Below are 24,501 nucleotides of genomic sequence, written 5' to 3' on the forward strand. Positions count from 1 at the left end.
GAACGCAGAAGGCCGCCTCCCCGACGGGAGGCGGCCTTCTGTTTGAGTTTGCTAGCCGATCTTGCGCGCTGCGCGGCGCTTGCTGAGTTCGTCGTCCGGGAACGTCTGTTCGCCGGCGTGCTCGCTGGGCAGCGAGGCGAGGCTCCCCTCGACTTCGCGCCACACGCGGCCGACGGCAATGCCGAACACGCCCTGGCCGCCCTGCACGAGGTCGATGACCTCATCCGCAGACGTACATTCGTAGACGCTGGCGCCGTCGCTCATGAGGGTGATCTGGGCCAGGTCCTCAACGCCGCGTTCACGGAGGTGCTCCACCGCGCTGCGGATCTGCTGCAGCGATACGCCGGTGTCCAGGAGGCGCTTGACCACCTTCAGGACCAGGATGTCGCGGAATCCGTAGAGCCGCTGCGAACCGGAACCCGCTGCGCCGCGGACTGCGGGCTCCACCAGGCCGGTGCGGGCCCAGTAGTCGAGCTGTCGGTAGGTGATGCCGGCAGCCTTGCAGGCGGTGGGCCCGCGGTAGCCGGCGTCCTCGTCCAGAACCGGGAGATCCTCAGTGAAGAGAAGGCCCTGAGCACCGCTTGCGGGCACGGCAACGCCGGCCGTCGAGGGTTGCTTCAGCTCGCCTGCTTCGCCTTTCGGACTCACGTGGATCCTCCTTGTCATGAGCTCCCCTGGGGAAGTTGCCGCAACAGCTGCTACGCGCATGAAGTCCGAATGAAATTCATGCTTGTAATTCGGCCGGAGTAGCACTTTCCAGTGTGACTTGCGCCGCTGTCGTATGCAATGGGAACTTGGTACCTTCGACGTTAGGCCTGCCACGGCCCAAGGTCAAAGACGTTCGCATGATTGATGGGGCGTGTCGAAAGTTTCAGCCTTAACTTTAACCTTAACGTGACCCTTAGCCGTCGAAATCCTCGGGCTCGACGTCGTCCAGGAACTCCCGGAACCTGCGCAGCTCGCGCTCTTCCTCCACGGTGGGACCGGGCTCCGTGTCCTCGCCCTCGTCATGCTCGGTGATGCGCACACCAGCCTCGTCCATGACCGAATCGGCGCACCAGATCCGGCATTTGGCACGCAGCGCGATGGCCAGCGCGTCCGATGCCCTGGAGCTCACCGTGGCCCCGTTGTCGAACTGGAGCTGGCCGTAGAAGATGTTGTCCTCAACAGCCACGATGTTCACGCTGACCACGGAATGGCCGAGGGTCTCCACGACGTCAACCAGGAGGTCGTGCGTCATGGGCCGGGGAGGCACGACGCCCTGCTGGGCCAGCGCGATGGCACTTGCCTCGGGCGTCCCGATCCAGATGGGGACGTGCCGTTCCCCGTGCATCTCGCGGAGCAAAACCAGGGGCTGGTTGGAGGGCAGTTCGATGCGGACGCCCACAATCTCGACTTCGATCATCAGATTTCCATCCGCGAGATACGGTCCTGGACAAGCGCCCGGTGCAGGGTGAGGCAAAGGTCGCTGATTTCCCGGGCGGCTTCCGCCGCGCGGGCCTGCGACGCAGCGTCCCGGCGCGAGGTCAGGGTGGCAACGGCGCGTTCCACGAGTCCGAACTCGCGCTCCGCGGCCGCCTGGAAGGGCCGGAGGTGACGTGGCTCCAGGCCGTGGCTCTCCAGCTGGACGCAGGCACGGGCCACCTGGAGAGCGTGTTCGTCGAACTTGCCGTCAGTGTGCCCGATGAGGCCGAAGCTGAGCAGGGACTGCAGGAGCGGCACGCTGGCGCCCGACTCCGCACGCAACTGCTCCTCGCTGAGCCTGCGTGACTTGTTCTGCAGTTCCGCGGCGAGTTCGTCCGAGACGATCCGCGGGGAGACGGTAACCCCTGGCGGAAGGTTTTCCGGCCGCTCGCCCCGGTCGATGGCGTCAAGGTAGTCCTTGATGACCTTCAGCGGCAGGTACTGGTCGCGCTGCAGCGACAGGACGAAGCGCAGCCGTTCGACGTCGCTGTCGGAGTACTGCCGGTAGCCCGCGGGAGTACGCCGGGGATTGATGAGCCCCTTTTCCTCAAGGAACCTGATTTTCGACGCCGTCATGCTTGGAAAGTCATCGCTCAGCTGAGCGAGCACTTCCCCGATGTTCAGGACCAGCGGTCCCCGGCGGTCCGGTTGTGCCATTGCCACAGGCAGCCGCTCCGAATCAGACGCGTCCTGCTGCGCGGGCAGGGCTCAGGTAGAAGGTGAGGCGGAACTTGCCAATCTGGACTTCGTTTCCGGACCTCAGTTCCACGCTGTCCACGCGGTCATGGTTGACGTAGGTGCCGTTCAGGCTTCCGGTGTCCACCACCTCGAAGCTCCGCGGCGTGCGGCGGAACTCGACGTGGCGGCGGGAGACCGTCACGTCGTCGAGGAAGATGTCAGCGTCCGGGTGCCGCCCGGCCGTGGTGACATCGGAGTCAAGGAGGAAGCGGGCACCCGAGTTCGGCCCGCTGTGGGCCACGAGCAGGGCGGAACCGGAGGGCAGTGCCTCAACGGCAGAGCGTTCCTCCGGGGAGAGCTTGGGTACGACCGTGGGCTCTTCATGAACCGGAGTGAGGTTGATCGAGGTGGTTTCCGAGGCCCCGCCCGCACCTGTGCCGTAATCGCCGTGGGTGTGGTTCTGTTCGCCGCCAACCATGGATTCCTCCTCCTTCGTTGCAGATGTCCCCCTGCAATCAACGCGTACCGTTCGGAACTGCCTGGCAGCTCCGATATGCCGCCCGCCGTCCGGCCGTTGGACTCCATAGCTGGACTCCCGTGGCCGGGCAGCGGGACCGGTTAGCTTTAGCCTACCTGTTGTTCGTACTCCGATGCACTGAGCAGGGAATCCACTGCATCAGGTTCGGCGAGCTTGACCTCGATGAGCCAGCCGTCGCCGTAGGGATCGGAGTTGATGAGTGCGGAATCGCTGTCCAGTGCCTCGTTGCGGGCCACTATCTCGCCGGAGACAGGCGCGTAGATGTCGCTGACACTCTTGGTGGATTCAACCTCACCCACGACGTCGTTTGCCTTAACAGTGGTGCCAACTTCGGGCATCTGGGCATAGACGACGTCCCCGAGGGCGTCCTGGGCGAAGTCAGTGATCCCCACGCGGACAACACCATCGGCATTCGGCGCGGTCACCCATTCGTGTTCGGCGGTGTAGGACAGATCAGAGGGAATGTTGCTCATCAGGGGCCTTTCATCGGGTCAATCACCAATGTCAACGGAGGCGTAGGGAACAGCCACCGGTTGAAAGTATATGCACAAGTCCCGGGCCGCCGGATGTGCCATTATGCCCCGCGGGAACCGCCCAATCCGGCCTCCCTTGTGGCAAAGTGGTGCCATGCCGGAACTACCCGAGGTGGCCGCACTGAGCACGTTCCTCGACACGCGGCTGCGCGGCGCGGTGCTGGAAAAGCTGCAGGTCCTGTCCGTGGCCGTACTCAAGACGGCCGACCCGCCCTACACGGCCCTTGCGGGGCGGACCGTCACCGGCGTGGAGCGGTTCGGGAAGTTCGTCAGCATCGATGCCGACGGCCTGTATTTCGTGTTCCACCTCGCCAGGGCGGGCTGGGTCCGTTACACCGAAAAACCCTCGCCCGACCCGCTCCGGCCCGGGAAAGGTCCCATCGCAGCCCGCCTGCACCTTGCCGGGGCGGATGGCGGGAAGATGGGCATCGACCTGACCGAGGCCGGCACCAAGAAGGGCCTGGCAATCTATGTGGTCCGCAAGCCCGATGACGTCCCCGGCATCGCCGACCTCGGCCCGGATCCCCTGATCCCCGCGTTCAGCCGCGAGATGTTCGCCGAGATCCTGGCCGGGCACGCGCACCAGATCAAGGGCGTGCTGCGCAGCCAGAGTGTTATTGCCGGCATCGGAAACGCCTACAGCGACGAAATCCTGCACGCAGCGAAAATCTCCCCGTTCGCCATGGCCAATTCCCTGGAGCCCGCAAAGGTCGGGATCCTCTACGACGCCATCCACACCGTTCTCGGGGCCGCAGTGGCCCAGGCGCAGGGGAAGGCTCCCGCTGACCTGAAGGATGCGAAACGGAGCGGCATGAATGTGCATGGCCGAGCCGGTGAGCTGTGCCCTGTTTGCGGGGACACCGTCCGGGAGGTGTCCTTCGCGGATACTGCGCTGCAGTACTGCCCCACCTGCCAGACAAACGGCAAGATCCTGGCCGACCGCAGGACATCCCGCTTCCTCAAGTAGCACGCTGCCGCCGCACGCGCCTCCGCAAGGCGCGTGCCGCCGTCGTACGGACAACAAAAAACCCCGCCAACCCTGTTCGGTTGGCGGGGTTTTGCTGTGGTCGGGCTGACAGGATTTGAACCTGCGACCCCTTGACCCCCAGTCAAGTGCGCTACCAAGCTGCGCTACAGCCCGTCAGTTCCGCCGTTCTCCGCCAGATGATGTTCCGAAGAATTTCATCTAAGCAGTCCGGCCGAACCACCTAGAAGAGCTTACACGATTCCGGAGGGTGCCAGTGACACTTTCCGGCATTCGCCGCCCGGTGTGTCGTAATTAACGCTTCTTGCCGCGCTTTTCACGCACACGCATGCTGACCTCGATGGGTGTTCCCTCGAAGCCAAAGGTCTCCCGCAGGCGCCGGGTGATGAACCGGCGGTAGCCCGGGTCCAGGAATCCGGTGGTGAACAGGACGAACTTCGGCGGCCGGCTGGAGGCCTGCGTGCCGAAGAGGATGCGGGGCTGCTTGCCGCCGCGGACCGGGTGCGGGTGCGCCGCCACCAGTTCGCCCAGGAACGCGTTGAGCCGCCCGGTGGGAATGCGCCGGTCCCAGTTTTCCAGCGCAAGCTCCAGCGCCGGCACCAGGCGGTCCTTGTGCCAGCCGGTCTTGGCGGAGATGTTGACGCGCGGCGCCCACTCCACGTGCGCCAGGTCCTGCTCGATTTCGCGCTCCAGGTACCGGCGGCGTTCGTCGTCCAGCAGGTCCCACTTGTTGAAGGCAAGCACCAGGGCACGCCCCGATTCGATGGCCAGCTGCAGGATGCGGACGTCCTGTTCGCTGAGCACCTCGTCAACAGCCAGAAGAACGACGGCGACCTCCGCCTTTTCCAGCGCACTCTGGGTCCGCAGGGAGGCATAGAAATCGGCGCCCTGCGCCATGTGCTGGCGCCGGCGGATGCCGGCGGTGTCCACGAAGCGCCAGGTCTGGCCGCCGAGCTCGATGAACTCGTCGACCGGGTCGCGGGTGGTGCCGGCGGTGTTGTCCACCACCACACGCTCGGAGCCGGCCAGCTTGTTCAGCAGCGAGGACTTGCCGACGTTGGGCCGTCCAATCAGGGCGATCCGGCGCGGGCCGCCCGAGCGTTCGACGCCCTCGACGGTGGAGAACTCCGGCAGGGTGTCCATGACGTGGTCCAGGAGGTCGGCCACGCCGCGGCCATGCAGCGCGGAGACGGGGTACGGCTCGCCGAAGCCCAGGCCCCACAGGACTGCGGAGTCCGCTTCCTGCGCGAAGTCGTCCACCTTGTTGGCGACGAGGATGACCGGCTTCTTGCTCCGGCGGAGCATCTTCATGACAGCCTCATCGGTGGCGGTTGCCCCGACGGCCGAGTCGACGACGAACAGCACGGCGTCAGCCAGTTCCACTGCCATTTCGGCCTGTTCTGCCACCCGGGCGTGGATGCCGCGGGCATCGTGCTCCCAGCCGCCGGTGTCCACCAGGGTGAAGTTCCGGCCGTTCCAGTTCGCCGAGTACATCACGCGGTCGCGGGTCACGCCGGGGGTGTCCTCCACGACAGCCTCGCGGCGGCCGAGGATGCGGTTGACGAGGGTGGACTTGCCGACGTTTGGGCGGCCGATGATGGCCAGCACGGGGTCCAGCTTGAGCGGGCCCTCGAGCTCGTCCTCGTCGTGCAGGCCGCTGAGGAGCGCGGCGTCTTCCTCGTCGAGTTCGTAGTCGTCGAGTCCCGCGCGGAGGGAGGCGGCGCGGAGCTCCGCCTCGTCGTCGTCCATGGCCGCCAGATGTTCAGCCACCTGGTCGGTGCCGGTGGGCGTGTATTCGTCTTCGCCGGCGCCGGAGTGGCCGGAGGTTTGAGTCGTATCGCTCATTGCACTTTCCTTAATGGTGGTCTGCCGGCTGTCCGGCTACTGCGGTGGAACGTTGGTGCGGATGATCCGCGGAGGGCAAGGACAGCCCGCTGAGCCGGACTGTGTTCCGGACGTGCCCGGCCAGGGTGTCACGAATTTCCGTGGCCGCCCTGTCCATTGAAACACGCCCGGTTTCACCCGGATTCCGGCGGAGTGAAAGGGGTTGGCCAAAGCTGACGTGCAGCCGGCGGCCGGGTTTCGGGATGCTGTCCAGGTGTTCGCCGCCCTGCCGTGTGCCCAGGATGGCCACCGGCACCACGACGGCGTCGGAGTTCAGGGCAAGCCAGGCCACCCCGTTGCTGATGCCGGCTGCGGTGCCGCTCCCCCGGGTCCCCTCGGGGAGGATGCCGATGCACCGGCCGGCGTCGAGCAGGTCCTTGCTCAACTTTAGGACAGAGCGGTCCCCCGCCCGGTCAACCGGAAGCTGGCCCGACGCCGTCAGCACGCGGCCGAGGAAGCCCTTGAACATCTCCTTCTTAACGAGGATGTGCATGGGCCGGGGCGAGGCGCCGAACATGACGGGACCGTCGAGGAAGCTGATGTGGTTGCCCGCGAAAATCACCGGGCCCGCGGCCGGGAGGTTGGAGCGCCCGGTGACGGAGGTGCGATAGACGGCGTTGTTCAGGAACCGGCCGACAGGCCGGCTCCACGCCATGGTCCATGCACCCGGAAGTGCCGACCCGGGAACCCGCGTGCCTGACCGGGCGGAATCACTCATGGTTGATGACCTTGGTGACGATGCGCAGCGCGGCGGCCACCGTTTCTTCGAAATCCAGCTCCGACGAATCCAGCGTCACCACGCCGTCGGCCGCCTGGGTGAAGTTCACCACGGTGGAATCCTTCGCGTCCCGCTGGGTCACCTGGGCAGCCAGCTGTTCGGCGCTTTGCGTTCCGCCAAGCTGGATGCCGCGGCGGCGGAGCCGCGCCTCCTCGCTGGCGGTCAGGAGCATGCGCACCTGCGCAGCCGGGGCGACGACCGTGGTGATGTCCCGGCCCTCCACCACCATGCGGCGGTTGTGCTTTTCGATCAGCGCGCGCTGCCGGCGGATGAGTTCCGTCCGGGCACCGAGCGTGGTGGCGACGGCGCTGACGGCCGAGGAGATGGCCGGTTCCCGAATGGCGTCGGTAACGTCTGCGCCATCGACCCGCACATACTCGGTGAGCGGGCTGGTGCTGATGTCCAGCGGCAGTTCTTCGGCAGCCAGCTCGACGGCGGAGGCGTCAGCGAGGTCCGTGCCGCGATCGAGGCAGTACCAGGTGAGGGCCCGGTACATGGCGCCGGTATCCAGGTAGGCAAGGCTGAGGCGGCGGGCCACTTCCTTGCTGACGCTGGACTTTCCGGAGCCGGACGGCCCGTCGATGGCCACCACAAGCGGGCGGCCCAGCCGGAGGGCAGGCAAAGTTTCGGTCAGTTCCTGTGTCATTACTGCAGTACCCGCCATCCACGGTCGCTTAGTGCTTCTACAAGGAGGTCATGCGCGCTCGGCAGCACGGAGATCTCCACCATGCCCACATTCTGCCCTGAGGAGTGGTCCAGGCGGAGGTCCTCGAGGTTGACGCCAATCTCGCCGATCTCGGTCAGCAGCCTGGCGATCTGGCCGGGCCGGTCGTCCACAAGCACCGTGAGCCAGGAGTAAGCCTGCGGCGGTCCGCCGTGCTTGCCCGGAATCCGGGCCTGCCCGGCGTTGCCTTCGCTCATCAGCTGCGCCAGGTCGAGGCGGGCGCCGGCGGCGGCGGGGTCTTCCAGGGTTCCGATCAGCCGGTTGAGGTCATCACGCACACCGTAGAGGATCTCCACCACCTTGCCGGCATTCGCGCCCAGGATCTGGACCCACAAGGTGGGGTCGCTGGCTGCGATGCGGGTGGTGTCCCGCAGCCCGTTTCCCGCGAGGGAGAGGGCGTGCATCGGGGTGTCCTGCAGCCGCGTCGCCAGCAGCGAGGACATCACCTGCGGCAGGTGGGAAACCAGCGCCACGGCCCCGTCATGTTCCTCGGCCGTGAACTGCGAAACGAGGGCACCAAGGTCGGTGGCCAGCGCCCGCGCGGCCTGGACGGCTCCGGGCGTGGATTCCTCGGTGGGGCACACGACCCAGGGCATGGAGGTGAAGAGCTCGCCGCGGGCCGCGACCGGGCCGGACTTCTCGCGACCGGCCATGGGGTGGGTGCCGACGTAGCGGCTGAGGTCCGCACCGCGGCTGCGCAGGTCATGCAGGATCGCGGCCTTGACGCTGGCGATGTCGACGACGGTGGCGTCCGGGTAGTCTGCCAGCGCCCGTTCCACAACATCCGCCGTCACGTCCGGCGGCGACGCGACCACAACCAGTTCAGGACTTTCGTCCGCCATGGCCGCCAGCGGCAGGCCGGCGCCGATGTCGACGGCGACTGCCTGGTTGGTGGGCGAGGGATCCGACAGGTAGACGGCGACGCCGCGGCCGCGCAGGCCAAGTCCGATGCTGGTTCCGAGCAGGCCGGTGCCAATGACGACGACCGGCCCGTTCAGGTGTCCGCGGCCGTGCGTACGGAAAGCCGACATCCCCTTACAGCCCCACGGATGCCAGCAGGTGGCCGACTTCCTGCTTGCCGAGGTTGCGGATGCTTCCCTGGCGCTGGTCGCCCAGGCCGATGGGGCCGACCTTGACGCGCACCAGGCGCAGCACGGGGAAGCCGACGGCGTCGAACAGTCGCCGGACAATGCGGTTCTTGCCCGAGTGCAGCACGACCTCGATCAGGACGTGGCCCGGGGTTGAGTCGACCAGGCGGAAGGAGTCGACGGACGCGAAGCCGTCCTCAAGTTCGATGCCATCCTTGAGCTGCGTGCCGATGCCCTGCGGGAACGGCCCGCGGACCTGGACCAGGTAGGTCTTGGGGACCTCGTAGGACGGGTGGGTCAGCCGGTTGGCCAGCTCGCCGTCGTTGGTCAGCAGCAGCAGGCCTTCGGTGGCGACGTCAAGGCGGCCGACGTGGAAGAGCCGTTCACCCTGGTTGTTGCGGATGTAGTCGCTGATGCACGGCCGGCCTTCGGGGTCCTCCATGGTGGAAACGACGCCCTTGGGCTTGTTGAACACCATGTAGACCAGCGTGTCGTCGAGCTGGATGCGCAGGCCGTCCACGTGGATGACGGCGGTCTTGGGGTCGACTCGGACGCCGAGCTCGGTGACGACCTTGCCGTCGACCTCCACGCGTCCCTCGGCGATCATCTCCTCGCAGACGCGGCGCGAGGCGACGCCGGCGGAGGCCATGACCTTCTGCAGGCGGACGCCGTCGGCGTCGTGGACTTCCGACTGCGGCACCTCGGCGCGGGGACCGCGCGTGCGGGAGGGCCGGCGGACCGGCCCCAGGTTCTGGCCGAAGCGTTCGCTGCCGAAGGCGCGCGAACCCGCGGTCTTGGGGGCGCCCGACTTGGGCTTCAGGGCGCCCGGGGTGCCGGGAGCCCTGTTGGCACCCGGCTTCCGGGCAGCCGCCGCGTTGCGTGCGCCAGCCTTGGGTGCACCGGTCCTGGGTGCGGGAGCCTTGGCGCCCGGCTTCCAGTCGCCTGCGGGCCGGCGGCCGGCAGGTGCCTCGTCGGGATCGACGAAGCGCTCCTCGCGGGGCTTGGCCTTGTAGGTACGGTCGCCGAAGGGGCGGTCGCCGCCCTTGGGGAAGTCGCGCTTCCCGGCGCCCGCGCCGCGGCCCTGTACTGCCCCGCGGCCTTGTGCCGCGCCGCGCGCGGCGTTGCGGTCCGGACCCTTGCGTCCGGAGCTGTTACGTGGTGAACCCTGGCGTCCCGCCTGTGTCATGACCCGTCCTCTGTGATTTTGACCGGCAAAGGTTGTCCAAAGACAACACTAGCCAGCCGTGCAGATTAAATCTGCCCTGGTAAAAACTGCGTCGCAGGCGTGCCGCCTACATTCTTCCGGCGTCGTAGAACTCTTCAATTCCTTCAAGCCCCGGAAGGTGCGGTGAAAGCTGAGGCAGCTCAGCCACCGAGCCGATTCCCATGCGTTCCAGGAAATACGACGTCGTGCGGTACAGGACAGCGCCCGACTCCGGATCCGTTCCGGCGTCCTCGATCAGTCCTCGCTGGGTCAGCGTCCGCACAACAGAGTCAACATTGACTCCACGAATTGCAGACACCCTTGCCCGGGATACCGGCTGCCGGTACGCGATGACGGCGAGTGTCTCAAGCGCCGCCTGGGTCAGCCTGGCTGTCTGCCCCTCCAGGACGAAACCGCCGACGACGTCGGCGAATTCAGCCCGCGAGTAGATGCGCCAGCCGCCGGCGACATTCCGCAATTCAAAACCCCGGGGGCTGGAGGCGGCATCAGGCTTAGGTCCATTACTGCCAGTTTCCATATCCGGGGCTTTAACAGTATAGCCGTCATAGTCGCGCTGCAGGTCCAGCAGCAGCGCCTCGACGGCGGCCACCGTCAGGTTGAGTCCGGCGGCGAGGTCGGTGGCCGAGGCGGGCTCGTCCAGCACCATCAGCACCGCCTCGAGTGCGGCGCGCTCCCGGCCCTCAATTGGATCCGTCATTGCTGCTCCTCGTATTCCTCACTCAGGTGCTCCGCAGTCCAGCCGGTACCGGCCGCGGTCCAGCGCACGGTCAGGTCTCCCAGCGGCGCCAGCTGGTCGAAGGCCACCACCTGGTCCCTGAACAGCTCCAGCAGTGCCAGGAAGCGCGCCACCACAACAAGTGTGGATTCGGCGTCGGCTACCAGGGCACGGAAGGTCAGAGGCCTGCCGTCCTGCAGCCTCAGACCAATCAGCTCGGCCTGCTCGCGGACGCTCACCGCGCTCCCGTGCAGGTGGGCCACACCCACCTCCGTCGGTGCGGGGTCCTTGGGCTTGAGCGCGGCCTCGGCCAGCGCAGCGAACTGTGCGGGACTGTGCTTCCAGACCAGTTCCGGCAGCATGGCGGCGAAGTGTTCCTCGAGGGCGACCTGCCGCGGATAGCGCCGGGCTTCCAGTTCCAGTGTGGCGTCCATCAGCGCGGCGACCTGCTTGAAGGCCTTGTACTGCAGCAGCCGGGCAAAGAGCAGGTCACGTGCCTCGAGGAGGGCGATGTCGTCGTCGTCCTCCACCTCGCCTGCGGGCAGCAGGCGCGCTGCCTTCAGGTCCAGCAGCGTGGCCGCGATGACGAGGAACTCACTGGCCTCGTCAAGGGCCCACTCCTCCCCCAGCTCCTGGAGGTTCCTGATGTAGCGGATGAATTCGTCGGTGACCGTGGCAAGCGCCACCTCGGTGATGTCCAGCTGGTGTTTGGTGATCAGCCCCAGCAGGAGGTCGAAGGGGCCGCTGAAGTTGGCCAGGCGTACTTCGAAGCCGGACCGCCTGGCCTCGGCGGGGGGCGTTGCCGGCTCTGCGGTCATCCGGGCTAGGGCGCGCCGCCGCGCGAAATGAGTTCCTTGGCCAGGCGGCGGTAGGCGTCGGCACCCACGTGGTTTCCGGCGTAGCTGGTGATGGGCTCGGCGGCCACGGTGGCGTCGGCGAACTTGATGGAGCGCTTGATGACGGTTTCGAAGACCTTGTCCCCGAAGGCTTCCACGAGGCGGCTGATGACCTCGCGGCTGTGCAGCGTGCGGGCGTCGTACATCGTGGCCAGCACGCCGTCCACCTGCAGGCGCGGGTTGAGGCGGTCCTGGACCTTGTCGATGGTTTCCACCAGCAGGGCCACCGCGCGCAGGGCGAAGAATTCGCAGATCAGCGGGATGATGACACCGTGGGCCGCGGTCAGGGCGTTGACGGTGAGCAGGCCGAGGGAAGGCTGGCAGTCGATGAGCACGATGTCGTACTCGTCCTCGACCTTCTTCAGCGCACGGTCGAGGACCTGCTCGCGGGCCACCTCGTTGACCAGCTGGACTTCCGCCGCGGACAGGTCGATGTTGGCGGGCAGCAGGTCCACGTTCTCCACACCGGTCTGGTGGATGGCTTCGCGGATGTCGACCTTGCGGTCCATCAGGACGTTGTAGACGGTCAGATCGAGTTCGTGGGGGTTGACGCCGAGACCGGCGGACAGTGCGCCCTGCGGATCGAAGTCCACCAAGAGCACGCGGCGGCCGTATTCCGCCAGTGCTGCGGCAAGGTTAATGGTGGAGGTGGTCTTGCCCACCCCGCCCTTCTGGTTAACCATGGCTATGACGCGGGCCGGTCCATGGGAGGACAGCGGCGCGGGCTCCGGAAAATCGCGGTGGGGGCGGCCTGTGGGACCCATGACGGCGTCTTCCAGGTCGAGTTCCGTGCCTTCCAGAGTTGCTGAACCCTGTTCGCTGCTCACGTATCAATCCACACTTTCGATGACGGTGATTTTCTGCCGCTGTCTTCCAGCGCCCCTGCTTCTTCCACCCCAAGGTTACAGCGCCCGACACGGCATTCCTTGGACCTTGACTTTTGATGGCGTTTGAGCCTTGACCTTGTACCTGAGGTCGAAGGTTGGTGTCAGGCATCAAGAAAACCGCCCGCACAGGCTGTGCCTGTGCGGGCGGTTTCGCTGCAGTTGCATGGCGCCGGGTGCTTAGTCCTTAAGCCGTGGCCGGAACGGCGGGCTTGGCGGTATCGCCCAGGCCGCGGTGGTGGGCCACCATGGTGCTCTCGTCGAACGGTTCCTCGCCGGACAGCACCCGGTTGACCTGTTCGCCGTCGACCTCCTTGACCCAGGTGCCGATAAGGAGGGTGGCAACGGCGTTGCCGGTGAAGTTGGTCAGCGCGCGGGCCTCGGACATGAAGCGGTCGATGCCGACGATCATGCCGACGCCGCCCAGGAGTTCGGGCCTGTGGGCCTGCAGGCCGGCAGCGAGCGTCGCCAGGCCGGCGCCGGTGACGCCTGCCGCGCCCTTGGAGGCGATGATCATGAAGACCAGCAGGGAGATCTGCGCGCCGAGGTCCAGCGGAGTGCCCATGGCGTTGGCCACGAAGAGCGACGCCATGGTCAGGTAGATGGCCGTGCCGTCCAGGTTGAAGGAATAGCCGGTGGGGACCGTCACGCCGACAACCGGCTTGGAGACGCCCAGGTGCTCCATCTTGGCGATGAGGCGGGGAAGGGCAGCTTCCGAGGACGACGTCGAGAAGATCAGCAGGTATTCGCGGGCCAGGTACCTCATCAGCTTGAAGATGTTCACGCCGGTGACGACCTGCAGCAGGCCGCCGAGAATGACGACGATGAACAGCGCGCAAGTGATGTAGAACGCGATCATCAGGGTGAACATGCTGACGATGGCCTGGAAGCCGGTGGCGCCAACCACTGCGGCGATGGCACCGAAGGCACCCAGCGGGGCAAGCCACATGATCATGATCAGGATGCGGAAGACCAGTGCCTGGCCGTAGCCGATCGCCTTCAGGATCGGCGCGCCCTGCGGGCCCATCTTCTGCAGCGCGAAGCCGACGAGGATGGCGGCGAGCAGGGTGGGAAGCACCGGAATGTCCCCGGGAATGATGCCGAGCAGGAAGTCAACGGTGCTGTCCGTGGCTGCCTTCTTGTTGGGGTCGTACGGCGCGAGCTGCAGGCCTTCGCCAGGGTGGATGATGTTGCCGACGACGAGGCCGATCGCCAGGGCGAACGTGGACATTACGACGAAGTACCCCAGTGCCAGCCCGCCGACCTTGCCTACGGTGGCCGCCTTGGCGATGGAGCCAATGCCCAGCACGATGGTGCAGAAAATCACCGGGGCGATCATCATCTTGATCAGCTTGATGAAGCCGTCACCGAGGGGCTTGAGGGATTTTCCGACCTCGGGGAACAGCAGTCCCACCAGGGCGCCGAGAATGACTGCGGCGATGACCGCGATGTACAGGTAATGGGACTTGTCGAGTCCCTTACGCTCGGCTTTAGCCGGCACTGCCGACTCTCCTCGTTGAGAAGCCATCTTGTCTCTCCTTATGGATAATCTGGAAGACGCTTCGGCACAATCTCTGGGCTCCGCGCGTCGGTCCGTTGTGATTTCCATCATTGGCCACGGAGTGACTTGGCTCACCGTTGCGTTCATATTGGTCATGGGAGGTGTTGATGATCCACCGCTGGAGCATCGCGAGGCGGCTGTTCGTAGCGAACCTGCTGTTCATGCTGGCCCTCACGGCCATCGTCGGGACGGCCGTCTTCGTGGACGCCCGGGACCATGCCTACGAGGAGGCCGGCCGCCGGATGGGTGCCCTGGCGACCTCCATCGCCGATAACCCGCTGGTTCTGCAGGCCGCCGGCACCAGGAACCCGTCGGCGCAGCTGCAGCCCTACGCGCTGCAGGTTATGGCCGACGCCGACGCTGATTTCATCACCATCATGGCGCCGGACCGGACGCGGTGGACCCACCCGCTGGACCAGGAACTGGGCCGCCCCTACATCGGTTCGATCGATGAGGCACTTCGCGGCCACGTGTTTACCGAGATCACCGCCGGAACGCTGGGACCGTCGGTGCGGACGATTGCCCCGGTGAAGGACGCCCGCGGTGGGGTGCGCGCGCTGGTGGCGGCCGGCGTGACGGTCAATACCGTGGACGTGGCCGTGTCCGGGAGGCTGCCGGCGCTGCTGGCAGTCTCCGGCTCCCTGCTGGCGGGCGGGTCGCTCGCGTCATGGTTTCTTGGCCGCTACCTGCGGCGGGTGACCAGGGGGTGGGGTCCAGAGCAGCTGGCCCAGCTCTTCGCCTACTACGAGTCGGTGCTCCACTCGGTTCGGGAAGGGGTTGTCCTCATTGACCCTGCCGGAAGGGTGGTCATCTACAACGACCAGGCGGCGGAGCTGCTGGGCCTGGAACCGCGGGAAGCGGAGGACGACCATGCCGCCACGCCGCTGCTCGCCGACCTGCCTTTGGCGCCCAGCCTGAAGGAGCTTTTTGAATCGGGGCGCACGGCCCACGACGAAATCCACCTCACCCGTGACGGCGTACTGGTGGTCAACCAGCGCCCTGCGGTAGGGCCGGGCTCTTCCACCGAACGGCCCCGCGGACCGTTGTTCGGCACCGTTGCCACCATCCGCGACCGTACGGAGATCGAATCCCTGGGCACAGAACTGGAGAGCATGCGGACCCTTTCCGATGCACTCCGTGCGCAGACCCACGAACATGCCAACCGGCTGCACACAATCGTGTCCCTGATGGAGCTGGGCCGGACTGATGAGGCCCTGGACTTCGCCACGAAGGACCTGGAGCTGAGCCAGCAGCTGACGGACGACGTGATCGGTTCGGTCCAGGAACCGGTGCTGAGCGCCCTCGTCATGGGCAAGGCGGCGGAGGCCCACGAGCGCGGCGTGGAGCTGGTGGTCTCGGCGTCGGGGCCGGCCCTCGGCGGAGAGCTGGCCGTCCAGGACCTCGTCACGGTGCTCGGCAATCTGCTGGACAATGCCATCGACGCCGCCGCCGATGCACCCCCACCCAAGCGGGTGGAGCTGCTGGTGGATACAGCGCGCGGCGGCCTGGACATCACAGTGCAGGACTCGGGCAAGGGCATCGACCCGTCAGCCGTGGACAACGTGTTCCGCTACGGTTTCAGTACCAAGGCGGCCGGGCCCTTCGGGCGGGGACTTGGCCTTGCCCTGGTGAAACAGGCCGTCCAGCGCCTGGCCGGTACCATGACCATCAGCAACTCCAGCACCGGCGGGGCGCGCTTCCACATAGCACTCCCGCCCGGCATCGCTTCCAACTCATCGCCCGCAGACACCTTTCCGCAAAGCCCACTGCCGTCCAATACATCGCCGTCCGGCACATTCCCGCCGGACACGGCCCCATCGAGTCTCCCGGAGGAGCACGCGTGACAGACATCCGAGTCCTCGTCGTCGAGGACGAGCCCGTTGCAGCTGCGGCACACGCCGCCTACGTGGGCAGGGTGGACGGCTTCACGCTGGCGGGAACAGCTCCGGACGGCCAGTCCGCGCTCCGGATGCTCACCGAGTTCTCCGCCGCCGGCAGCCCGGTGGAGCTGGTTCTCTTGGACATGAACCTGCCGGACCTGCACGGCCTCGACATCGCCCGCCGGATGCGCTCCGCCGGGCACTTCGCGGACATCATCGCAATCACAGCCGTCCGGGAACTGGCGATTGTCCGCAGTGCCGTCTCCATCGGCGTCGTGCAGTACCTCATCAAGCCGTTCACCTACGCGACGTTCGCGGACAAGCTGGACAGCTACCGGCAGTTCCGCGAGCAGCTTGCGGGGCCGGAGACGGGCTCCGCCAAGGCAGCGGCGTCGCAGAGCGACGTGGACCAGGCGTTCGCGAGCCTGCGGGCGCCGTCGGAGCTTCCGCTGCCGAAGGGGCTGGCCCCCTCAACGCTCGACGCCGTCCGCGACTTTATCAAGGAACAGCCCGGTGCCGTCTCGGCCACCGAAGTCATGACTGCCCTCGGCATGTCGAGGGTAACCGCCCGCCGCTACCTTGAGTATCTGGCCGACGCCGGAACGGTCTCCCGCACGGCACGGTACGGCGCGCCGGGCCGCCCCGAGAACGAATACCGCTGGAACCGGCCGCCGTCGTAAGCCGCGCCTCAATTGCTACTCCGAAACGGCGGGGCGCAGCGCCGCCAGCAGGCAATCAATCACGCCGGCGTCTTCGATCGTGGATGGCACCACGAAGTCATCACCGTCCGCGATCTGCCGCATGGTCTTGCGCAGGATCTTCCCGGAACGCGTCTTGGGTAGGGCCTTCACCACGGTGACGTGCTTGAAATCCGCCACCGCTCCGATGTTCCGCCGGACCAAGGCAACGAGTTCGGTGACCAGAACTTCCTCGGGTACTTCCACCCCGGATTTTAGGACAACATAACCGCTGGGACGCTGGCCCTTGAGCGGGTCGGCGAGGCCAATCACTGCGCATTCGGCGACGGCGGGGTGCTGGCTGAGCACCTGTTCCATGGCGCCGGTCGAGAGCCTGTGCCCGGCGACGTTGATGATGTCGTCGGTGCGGCCCATCACGAAGAGGTAGCCGTCCTTGTCCCGGTAGCCCGAGTCGCCCGTGGCGTAGTAGCCCTCGAACGCCTGCAGGTAGGAGGAAACATACCGTTCGTCGTTGCGCCACAGCGTGGCCAGGGTGCCCGGCGGCAGCGGCAGCCCCAGGACGATGTTGCCTTCCGTGTCGGCCTCGACGTCCGCGCCCGAGCCGTCGACGACGCTAAGCCGGAAGCCGGGCATCGGGACGCTGGGCGAGCCGGCTTTGATCGGCAGTCCGTCAAAGCCTCGAGGGTTGGCACAGATGGCCCAGCCTGTCTCGGTTTGCCACCAGTGGTCGACCACCGGAACGCCGAGGATCCGGGCTGCCCAATGAAACGTGTCCGTGTCCAGCCGTTCGCCGGCGGCGAACAGCGTGCGCAGGCTGCTCGTCTCGTACCCGGAAAGCAACTGCGCCTCGGGGTCGGCCTTCCGGATGGCACGCAGCGCGGTCGGCGCTGTGAACAGCACGTTGACTTTGTGATCCTGGACCACCCGCCAAAACGCGCCGGCATCGGGGGTCCCCACCGGCTTTCCCTCGTACAGCACCGTGGTGGCGCCGGCCAACAACGGCCCATAGACGATATAGGAGTGGCCCACCACCCACCCAACGTCCGATGCCGTCCACATGACGTCCCCCGGACCGACGTCGTAAATGTTCGCCATGGACCAGGTCAATGCCACGGCATGGCCGCCGTTGTCCCGAACCACGCCCTTGGGCGTGCCGGTGGTTCCCGAGGTGTAAAGGATGTAGAGCGGATCCGAAGCCTTGACATCGACCGGCGCGGCGGGCTCGGCGGAGGCCATTTCCGTATCCCAGTCCAGCCACCCCGCGTGTTGGGCCACAGACCCGGCGAAGCCTTCCCTGGCCTTGACCAACACCGGAATGCCCGCAGCATCGGCGATGCCGAGGGCCTCGGCAACGGCGGGCAAGTATTCAATCCGGCGCGCTGGCTCGATGCCGCCCGAGGCCGTCACCACCGCGGCGGGTGCCGCGTCCAGGATACGGGCAGCTAATTCCTTGGGGGCAAAGCCACCAAAGACAACGGAGTGCACGGCGCCCAGCCGGGCGGTGGCCAGCATTGCGATCGCGGCCTCGGGGATCATCGGCATGTAGATCACCACGCGGTCCCCTTGGCGGACGCCGCTGCGGCGCAGGACCCCGGCAAACCGGGCGACGAGCTCCGTAAGTTCGGCATAGCTGTATGTCTTCTGCTCGCCGAGCATGGCTGAGTCGTATATCAACGCGTCCTGTGCACCTCTGCCCGCCGCCACGTGCCGGTCCAGTGCGTTGTAGGACGTGTTCAGAACCCCGTCCGGAAACCAGTCAAAGAGCGGCGCCCGGCTGGAGTCGAGGGCCAGCCGCGGCGAGGCGGACCAGGACACCCCCTGCGCGGCCTCCAGCCAGAACTCAGCGGGCTGCTCCAGGCTCCGACGGTATGTGTCGGGGTAGCTCTTGGTGACCATGGCATCAATCCTGTCCACGACGTTGTGATGCAGACCATGGTAGACCGGCACAATCTGGCGACGCAAGGAGTTTGTATACACAAGAGGCTACTTTGCCTTCTCCTTCCGCCGGATACTAGGCACAGCATATATGTCTGTATACACTGATGCTGATCACCCCTATCAGGGTCAACTCCGAAGGAGGCAGGATGCGCGCCAGCGACAAGGCCTATGCGGCACTGCGCGACGACATCATCGAGTGGCGCCTTCTCCCCGGCACGGTACTCGCCGAAGTGGAGCAGTCCGCCCGGCTCGGTGTCTCAAGAACACCCCTCCGGGAAGCGCTGGGCCGCCTGACGGCGGAAGGGCTGACGGCGGCGGGCGGCCGGGGCGTCGTCGTCACCGACATCTCCCTGGACGACATCGACGAGCTGTTCGAGCTCCGCGAAACCCTTGAGGGTAAAGCTGCCGCACTGGCAGCCCAGCGCGGAGATGCCAGCGTCTTCCGGAGACTGCAGGAAGATCTGCTCGACGCACCCGCCCTGCTCAACTCCCCCGACCCCGCCCGGCACGACTATTACGAGCTCGTCGGCCGCCTGGATGCCGCCATCGACTCTGCCATCTCCAACTCCTACCTGGCGCAGGCAATGCGAAGCCTGCGCGTCCACCTGGTCCGGGTGCGCAGGCTGGCCGCCGACGACCAGGCGCGGCTCACGGCCGCCGCAGCAGAACATGCTGCCATCGCCGAAGCGATCGCTGCCGGGAACCCCCGGCTTGCCGAAGCGGCCACCACCGTCCACCTGCACCGCAGCCTTTCCCACGTCAAAGCCGTCCACACATCCGCCCTGAAGGAGTCCCATGGTTAAGGAACACCACGTCCGCGTCTACAAGAGCGAGGAAAACCTCCCGCGCGAACAGCAGCTCGCCCACAAGATCGCCACGGTCGCCGCAGACCCGGTGGAAGTAACGCCCGACGTCACCGACATGGTCATCAACCGGATCATCGACAACGCCTCGGTGGCCGTTGCCTCGCTGAACCGTGCCCCCATCGTCGCGGCACGGGCACAGGCCCTCACGCACGCACCGTCCAGCGGCGGCAAGGGAGCCAAGGTCTTCGGCATCGGTGAGCGTGTCTCCCCGGAGTGGGCGGCGTGGGCCAATGGTGTGGCGGTCCGGGAACTGGATTACCACGACACGTTCCTCGCCGCGGATTACTCACACCCCGGAGACAACATTCCGCCGATCCTTGCCGTCGCCCAGCACGTGGGCTCCAGCGGTGCGGACCTGATCCGCGGCATCACCACCGGTTACGAGATCCAGGTGAACCTGGTGAAGGCGATCTGCCTGCACAAGCACAAGATCGACCACGTCGCCCACCTCGGCCCCTCGGCCGCCGCCGGCATCGGCACCCTCCTGGGCCTCGACGTCGAAACCATCTTCCAGTCGGTCGGCCAGGCCCTGCACACCACCACCGCCACCCGGCAGTCACGCAAGGGCGAGATCTCCACCTGGAAGGCCCACGCCCCGGCCTTCGCCGGGAAGATGGCGGTCGAAGCCGCTGACCGGGCTATGCGCGGACAGACCTCCCCGGTGCCGATCTATGAGGGCGAGGACGGCGTCATCGCCTGGATGCTGGACGGCCCGGACGCCTCCTACATGGTTCCGCTGCCCACACCAGGGGAGGCCAAGCGCGCCATCCTGGACACCTACACCAAGGAACACTCGGCCGAGTACCAGGCCCAGGCCTGGATAGACCTCGCCCGAAAACTGAACCGGGAGCACCCCGAAGCCACCGATCCGGCGAACGTGAAGTCCGTCCTGATCAAGACAAGCCACCACACGCACTACGTGATCGGCTCCGGCGCCAACGACCCGCAGAAGTACAGCCCCACCGCCTCGCGGGAAACCCTGGACCACTCCATCCCGTACATCTTCACCGTTGCCCTGCAGGACGGGGCCTGGCACCACGTGGACTCCTACTCCCCCGAACGCGCCGCCCGCCCCGACACCGTGGACCTGTGGCAGAAGGTCTCCACCGTGGAGGACCCCGAGTGGACCCGCCGCTACCACTCCCTGGACATCTCCGAGAAGGCCTTCGGCGGTTCCGTGGAAATCACCCTCACCGACGGCACCGTCATCCGGGACGAAATCGCCGTCGCCGACGCCCACCCGCTCGGTGCCCGGCCGTTCACCCGCGAGCAGTACGTCAACAAGTTCCGCACCCTCGCCACGGGCCTCGTGGAAGACGCGGAAATCGAAAGGTTCCTCGCCGCCGTCGAACGCCTCCCCGAACTGGCCGCCGGCGAACTCGACCAGCTCAACATCACCGCCGCGCCCGGCGTCATCGACCTCGGCGCCGCACCCAAGGGGCTGTTCTAAATGCTGTACTCAAAAACCACCCCCGAGCAGAAACGCCTCAAATTCCGGGAACTGCTGGCATCCGGAAGCATCCAGCAGTTCCCCGGCGCGTTCAACCCGCTCTCCGCCCGGCTGATCGAGGAAAAGGGCTTCGCCGGGGTCTACATCTCCGGCGCCGTCCTCGCCAACGACCTTGGCCTGCCGGACATCGGCCTCACCACCCTCACCGAAGTCGCCACCCGGGCCGGGCAGATCGCCCGGATGACCGACCTGCCGGCCATCGTGGACGCCGACACCGGCTTCGGCGAACCCATGAACGTGGCCCGCAGCGTCCAGGAACTCGAGAACGCCGGCCTCGCCGGCTGCCACATCGAGGACCAGTTCAACCCCAAGCGCTGCGGCCATCTGGACGGCAAGAACGTCGTGGACCTGGACACCGCCACCAAGCGGATCCGGGCCGCGGCGGATGCGAGGCGGGACCCCAACTTCCTGATCATGGCCCGCACCGACATCCGCGCGGTGGAAGGACTGGACGCGGCGAAAGACCGGGCAAAGGCCCTCGTCGAGGCCGGCGCGGACGCGATCTTCCCGGAAGCCATGGCCACCCTCGAGGAATTCCAGGCCATCCGGGACGCCGTCGACGTGCCGATCCTGGCCAACATGACCGAGTTCGGCAAAAGCGACCTCTTCACTGTGGACCAGCTGCAAAATGTGGGCGTGAACATGGTGATATATCCGGTGACCCTGCTCCGTAGTGCCATGGGGGCGGCGGAGCGTACGCTGGACTCAATTAAGGCCGACGGAACGCAGGAGGCACAGGTAGGAAGCATGCTGACGCGCGCACGCTTGTACGACCTGGTGGATTATGAGGCCTACAACCGCTTTGACACCGGCGTCTTCAACTTCCGGATCCCCGGAACAGACTGACGCCCAAATTTCCCGCAGGACCACCGGCCCTTCCGGCTGGTAACCGGACGCAAGGAACGAAGGAGTTCAGCATGGCTGAAGAAGAGATCAAGAAGGGCCTCGCGGGCGTTGTGGTGGACTACACCGCAGTCTCGAAGGTCAATCCCGACACGAACTCACTGCTGTACCGCGGCTACCCTGTCCAGGAGCTAGCCGCCCGATGCAGCTTCGAAGAGGTCGCCTACCTGCTGTGGAATGGCGAGCTGCCTACGCAGGAGGAGCTGGCTGAGTTTACGGCCCGCGAGCGCGCCGGAAGGGCTCTGGATCCTGTGGTCAAGCAGGTAATGGATGCCCTGCCGACGACGGCACACCCCATGGATGTCTGCCGCACCGCCGCATCGGTGATGGGCGCCCGCCACGAGCTCGCGGAGGATTCCTCCCGGGAGGCCAATATGGCCAAGGCGACGGACCTGTTTGCTGCGATGCCGGCCGTGGTGGCTTACGACCAGCGTCGCCGGCGCGGGCAGGAGCCTGTGGCGCCGAGGGACGACCTCGGCTACTCGGCCAACTTCCTGTGGATGACCTTCGGCGAGGAGGCCGTTGCGGAGGTGGTGGAGGCCTTCAACGTCTCCATGATTCTTTACGCGGAGCACTCCTTCAACGCCTCCACATTCGCCGGGCGCGTCATCATGTCCACGCTGTCCGACCTCCATTCGGCGGTGACCGGCGCGATCGGTGCGCTCAAGGGACCGCTGCACGGCGGCGCCAACGAGGCCGTCATGCACACCTTCGACGAGATCGGCATCCGGCCCGAGGAGTCACTGGAGGAGGCTGCCGACCGCGCCAAGACCTGGATGGAAAACGCCTTGGCCCAGAAGAAAAAGGTCATGGGCTTCGGCCACCGGGTCTACAAGCACGGCGACTCCCGCGTGCCAACCATGAAGGCCGCCCTCGACAAGATGATCGCCCACTTCGGCCGCCCCGAACTTCTGGGCCTGTACAACGGGCTCGAATCTGCCATGGACGAAGCCAAGGGCATCAAGCCGAACCTCGACTACCCGGCCGGGCCCACGTACCACCTCATGGGCTTCGACACGAACATGTTCACGCCGCTCTTCGTCGCCAGCCGGATCACTGGCTGGACAGCCCACTTCATGGAGCAGCTGAACGCGAACTCGCTAATCCGCCCGCTGAGCGCTTACAACGGTCCGGACGAACGGCACGTGCCGTAGCCGGTCACCTGTAACGCGAACGACGCCGGGCCAGCCACCTTTCGGTGGCCGGCCCGGCGTTGTTTTGTACAGGCTCCGTTTAGGGCACGTCAGGAGGTGATCTCCAGGCTCTGGATCATGGCCTTCAGCTTCTTATACGCCGGCGCCTCCACGTAGGCCCTGGCCTCGGACATGCTGGTGAATGTCGGCTCGGCGGGGTCCTGCACAGCCCGGTCCGCGAACGACAGGGTACCCACGGGGGTACCGGTGACCACTGTGTACATGAGGCAGCTGTCGCTGACAGAGCCGCTGTCCTTGTCCACCAGCCCCAGTTGGTAGCTGAACCCCTGGCCGAGTGAGCTCTTGTCCATCACCCGATAGGAGAACCGCACTCCGCGCTGCACAGCCCAAGGGTTGCCGAGGGATGAAGCACCGCTATCGAGTTCGGTGATCTTGTAGGTTCCTTGCGTGCAGGCGCCGCCCAGGCCGCCCGCAGCGGTCTGCTGGAAACTCGCCACCGTCTTACCTGCTTCGTCGGATACCGTGATCCCCGAGCCCGGGTAGTCCGGCGTCCCGACCGGGACGTCCTTGGCGGTCCATCCCTTGGGGAGCACGAAGCTGGCTTTCCCGTCCTGGCTGACGAAGCGCAGGCTCGAACCGGTTGTTTTGGCTGGATGCAGCGCCAGGGAGATCAGCATGCGCTTGACGTCCCGGTACTCCTGCGTCCCCATGTAGGCCTTGGCCTCGGCAACAGAACCAAACGTGAGCGGAGCGTCCTTTCCGTCCGCGGTGAGCCACACGGTATCGCCAAATTGTGCGATGGGAACGTTGTCCGGGCCGAGGATGCCGTTGTACAGGCCACAGGTCGTGGTCTGCGGAGCCAGATCTCCGTCGGCCAGGGCGAGCGACCCGTACACCCTGTCCCCCTGGATCACCCGGAAGACAAACGCGGACGGACCCTGCGGGTGTTCCCTGAGTTTGGCCGCCTTCTGCGGAATGTCCACGTCCACGGAGTCGAGGGTCTGGTACGGCTTCGGGTCCGGGCACACCGGGCCACCCGCGACGTCGTAGACCAACCGCAGGGTGGCCATGGTCTTGCCGGCGGCGTTCTTCATTTCCACGATGTTGTAGGAACCGCCGTCGATTGTCTGCGGCTCCTGGGACACCTTCCACCCCAGCGGGTGTTCGAAGGTGGCCTGGCCGGTGGCGTCCGTGAAGGTGGTCCACGTGGCGGGGGCGGCAACAGGGGTCGTCGGCGGCGTTGCTGTCGCCGTCCGCGTGGCGGACGGCGTCGGCGTCGGGGTCGGGGTCGGCATGGTGGATTCCGACGGCGGCGGCACTACGGTGCCCGCGGGTTCAGGAGCCGATACCAGCGCTCCGAGGTTGGTCGCCACGAGCACGCCGGCGGTCACAGCCGCTGCCGCCAGGGTCAGTACACCGGCGACTCGCGCCCGACGCCGCTTCCGGTCCTCGAACCGCAGTACATTTGCCGGCAGGCTGTCCGTGAACATCGGGGCTTCGGTGGTCACCCGCCGCAGGGCCGCTTCAGCGTCGGGCACCGCGGCTGGATCGTTGTGGAGCGGGTCTGACCGGGAAATCAGGTTTTTGATCGGATCCATC

General features: G+C 66.4%; 23 protein-coding genes and 1 tRNA gene. 7 read left to right on the forward strand and 17 right to left on the reverse strand.

What is annotated here, in order from left to right:
• Nucleotides 1–51: 51 nt before the first annotated feature.
• The 5 genes from ACFVTE_RS12820 to gcvH all read right to left on the reverse strand — a co-directional run bounded on the left by ACFVTE_RS12820 (nucleotide 52) and on the right by gcvH (nucleotide 3,153).
• The gene (locus tag ACFVTE_RS12820; RefSeq protein ID WP_003801807.1) at nucleotides 52–648 is read right to left on the reverse strand and encodes a MerR family transcriptional regulator; all 597 of its coding nucleotides are present in this window, start codon (nucleotides 646–648) and stop codon (nucleotides 52–54) included.
• A gap of 253 nt (nucleotides 649–901) precedes the next feature.
• Nucleotides 902–1,405 (reverse strand): bifunctional nuclease family protein, encoded by a 504-nt coding sequence (locus ACFVTE_RS12825; RefSeq protein ID WP_076798054.1) that lies wholly within the window; start codon nucleotides 1,403–1,405, stop codon nucleotides 902–904.
• Nucleotides 1,405–2,121, reverse strand: a complete 717-nt coding sequence (locus tag ACFVTE_RS12830) for a MerR family transcriptional regulator (protein WP_387100903.1) — start codon at nucleotides 2,119–2,121, stop codon at nucleotides 1,405–1,407. The genes ACFVTE_RS12825 and ACFVTE_RS12830 overlap by 1 nt, the downstream gene beginning before the upstream one ends.
• A gap of 22 nt (nucleotides 2,122–2,143) precedes the next feature.
• Nucleotides 2,144–2,620: an FHA domain-containing protein gene (locus tag ACFVTE_RS12835; protein ID WP_387100905.1), complete on the reverse strand. Its 477-nt coding sequence runs from the start codon at nucleotides 2,618–2,620 to the stop codon at nucleotides 2,144–2,146.
• 146 nt (nucleotides 2,621–2,766) lie between these two features.
• Nucleotides 2,767–3,153, reverse strand: a complete 387-nt coding sequence (gene gcvH / locus ACFVTE_RS12840) for a glycine cleavage system protein GcvH (protein WP_003801813.1) — start codon at nucleotides 3,151–3,153, stop codon at nucleotides 2,767–2,769.
• A gap of 154 nt (nucleotides 3,154–3,307) precedes the next feature.
• On the opposite strand from gcvH, the gene ACFVTE_RS12845 reads away from it, so the two are divergent.
• A complete protein-coding gene (locus ACFVTE_RS12845) occupies nucleotides 3,308–4,180 on the forward strand; it encodes an Fpg/Nei family DNA glycosylase (protein WP_387100908.1) in 873 nt (290 codons plus the stop codon).
• Between the two features lie 97 nt (nucleotides 4,181–4,277).
• Here the strand turns inward: ACFVTE_RS12845 and ACFVTE_RS12850 are convergent.
• From ACFVTE_RS12850 to ACFVTE_RS12895, 10 genes are all read right to left on the reverse strand, one after another.
• Nucleotides 4,278–4,354 (reverse strand) — tRNA-Pro (locus ACFVTE_RS12850).
• A gap of 138 nt (nucleotides 4,355–4,492) precedes the next feature.
• Nucleotides 4,493–6,043 (reverse strand): ribosome biogenesis GTPase Der, encoded by a 1,551-nt coding sequence (gene der, locus ACFVTE_RS12855; RefSeq protein WP_387100910.1) that lies wholly within the window; start codon nucleotides 6,041–6,043, stop codon nucleotides 4,493–4,495.
• Between the two features lie 10 nt (nucleotides 6,044–6,053).
• Entirely contained in the window at nucleotides 6,054–6,737 is a 684-nt protein-coding gene (locus ACFVTE_RS12860) for a lysophospholipid acyltransferase family protein (RefSeq protein ID WP_387100983.1), read from the reverse strand.
• Nucleotides 6,738–6,792: 55 nt separating this feature from the next.
• Nucleotides 6,793–7,506: a (d)CMP kinase gene (cmk, locus tag ACFVTE_RS12865; protein WP_387100911.1), complete on the reverse strand. Its 714-nt coding sequence runs from the start codon at nucleotides 7,504–7,506 to the stop codon at nucleotides 6,793–6,795.
• Nucleotides 7,506–8,615 (reverse strand): prephenate dehydrogenase, encoded by a 1,110-nt coding sequence (locus ACFVTE_RS12870; protein ID WP_387100913.1) that lies wholly within the window; start codon nucleotides 8,613–8,615, stop codon nucleotides 7,506–7,508. The genes cmk and ACFVTE_RS12870 overlap by 1 nt, the downstream gene beginning before the upstream one ends.
• A gap of 4 nt (nucleotides 8,616–8,619) precedes the next feature.
• Nucleotides 8,620–9,858 carry a pseudouridine synthase gene (locus ACFVTE_RS12875; protein ID WP_387100915.1) on the reverse strand — a complete coding sequence of 413 codons (1,239 nt, stop codon included), beginning with the start codon at nucleotides 9,856–9,858 and terminating at the stop codon, nucleotides 8,620–8,622.
• A gap of 106 nt (nucleotides 9,859–9,964) precedes the next feature.
• Entirely contained in the window at nucleotides 9,965–10,594 is a 630-nt protein-coding gene (locus ACFVTE_RS12880) for an SMC-Scp complex subunit ScpB (RefSeq protein ID WP_387100917.1), read from the reverse strand.
• Nucleotides 10,591–11,430, reverse strand: coding sequence for a segregation and condensation protein A (locus ACFVTE_RS12885; RefSeq protein ID WP_387100919.1), 840 nt, complete (start codon nucleotides 11,428–11,430; stop codon nucleotides 10,591–10,593). The genes ACFVTE_RS12880 and ACFVTE_RS12885 overlap by 4 nt, the downstream gene beginning before the upstream one ends.
• Before the next feature lie 5 nt (nucleotides 11,431–11,435).
• Nucleotides 11,436–12,335, reverse strand: coding sequence for a ParA family protein (locus tag ACFVTE_RS12890; RefSeq protein WP_387100921.1), 900 nt, complete (start codon nucleotides 12,333–12,335; stop codon nucleotides 11,436–11,438).
• A 244-nt stretch (nucleotides 12,336–12,579) separates the two neighbouring features.
• The gene (locus ACFVTE_RS12895) at nucleotides 12,580–13,920 is read right to left on the reverse strand and encodes a cation:dicarboxylate symporter family transporter (RefSeq protein ID WP_387100923.1); all 1,341 of its coding nucleotides are present in this window, start codon (nucleotides 13,918–13,920) and stop codon (nucleotides 12,580–12,582) included.
• A 140-nt stretch (nucleotides 13,921–14,060) separates the two neighbouring features.
• Between ACFVTE_RS12895 and ACFVTE_RS12900 the strand changes: the two genes are divergently transcribed.
• Together ACFVTE_RS12900 and ACFVTE_RS12905 are read left to right on the forward strand one after the other, a co-directional pair.
• Nucleotides 14,061–15,797 (forward strand): ATP-binding protein, encoded by a 1,737-nt coding sequence (locus ACFVTE_RS12900; RefSeq protein WP_387100925.1) that lies wholly within the window; start codon nucleotides 14,061–14,063, stop codon nucleotides 15,795–15,797.
• Nucleotides 15,794–16,513: a response regulator gene (locus ACFVTE_RS12905; RefSeq protein ID WP_387100926.1), complete on the forward strand. Its 720-nt coding sequence runs from the start codon at nucleotides 15,794–15,796 to the stop codon at nucleotides 16,511–16,513. The genes ACFVTE_RS12900 and ACFVTE_RS12905 overlap by 4 nt, the downstream gene beginning before the upstream one ends.
• Nucleotides 16,514–16,528: 15 nt before the next feature.
• Here ACFVTE_RS12905 and ACFVTE_RS12910 read toward each other — a convergent pair whose 3' ends face one another.
• The gene (locus ACFVTE_RS12910; RefSeq protein WP_387100985.1) at nucleotides 16,529–18,427 is read right to left on the reverse strand and encodes an AMP-binding protein; all 1,899 of its coding nucleotides are present in this window, start codon (nucleotides 18,425–18,427) and stop codon (nucleotides 16,529–16,531) included.
• A gap of 188 nt (nucleotides 18,428–18,615) precedes the next feature.
• On the opposite strand from ACFVTE_RS12910, the gene ACFVTE_RS12915 reads away from it, so the two are divergent.
• From ACFVTE_RS12915 to ACFVTE_RS12930, 4 genes are all read left to right on the forward strand, one after another.
• Entirely contained in the window at nucleotides 18,616–19,272 is a 657-nt protein-coding gene (locus ACFVTE_RS12915; RefSeq protein ID WP_387100987.1) for a GntR family transcriptional regulator, read from the forward strand.
• Nucleotides 19,265–20,785 carry an MmgE/PrpD family protein gene (locus ACFVTE_RS12920; RefSeq protein ID WP_387100927.1) on the forward strand — a complete coding sequence of 507 codons (1,521 nt, stop codon included), beginning with the start codon at nucleotides 19,265–19,267 and terminating at the stop codon, nucleotides 20,783–20,785. The genes ACFVTE_RS12915 and ACFVTE_RS12920 overlap by 8 nt, the downstream gene beginning before the upstream one ends.
• On the forward strand, nucleotides 20,786–21,691 hold the full coding sequence (gene prpB, locus ACFVTE_RS12925) for a methylisocitrate lyase (RefSeq protein ID WP_387100929.1): 906 nt from the start codon (nucleotides 20,786–20,788) through the stop codon (nucleotides 21,689–21,691).
• 71 nt (nucleotides 21,692–21,762) lie between these two features.
• A complete protein-coding gene (locus ACFVTE_RS12930; RefSeq protein ID WP_387100930.1) occupies nucleotides 21,763–22,902 on the forward strand; it encodes a bifunctional 2-methylcitrate synthase/citrate synthase in 1,140 nt (379 codons plus the stop codon).
• An 89-nt stretch (nucleotides 22,903–22,991) separates the two neighbouring features.
• Here ACFVTE_RS12930 and ACFVTE_RS12935 read toward each other — a convergent pair whose 3' ends face one another.
• A complete protein-coding gene (locus ACFVTE_RS12935) occupies nucleotides 22,992–24,500 on the reverse strand; it encodes a hypothetical protein (RefSeq protein WP_387100932.1) in 1,509 nt (502 codons plus the stop codon).
• Nucleotide 24,501 lies beyond the last annotated feature (1 nt).

Origin of the sequence: Arthrobacter sp. NPDC058097 (assembly GCF_042884885.1) — a bacterium.
Classification (GTDB): Bacteria; Actinomycetota; Actinomycetes; order Actinomycetales; family Micrococcaceae; genus Arthrobacter.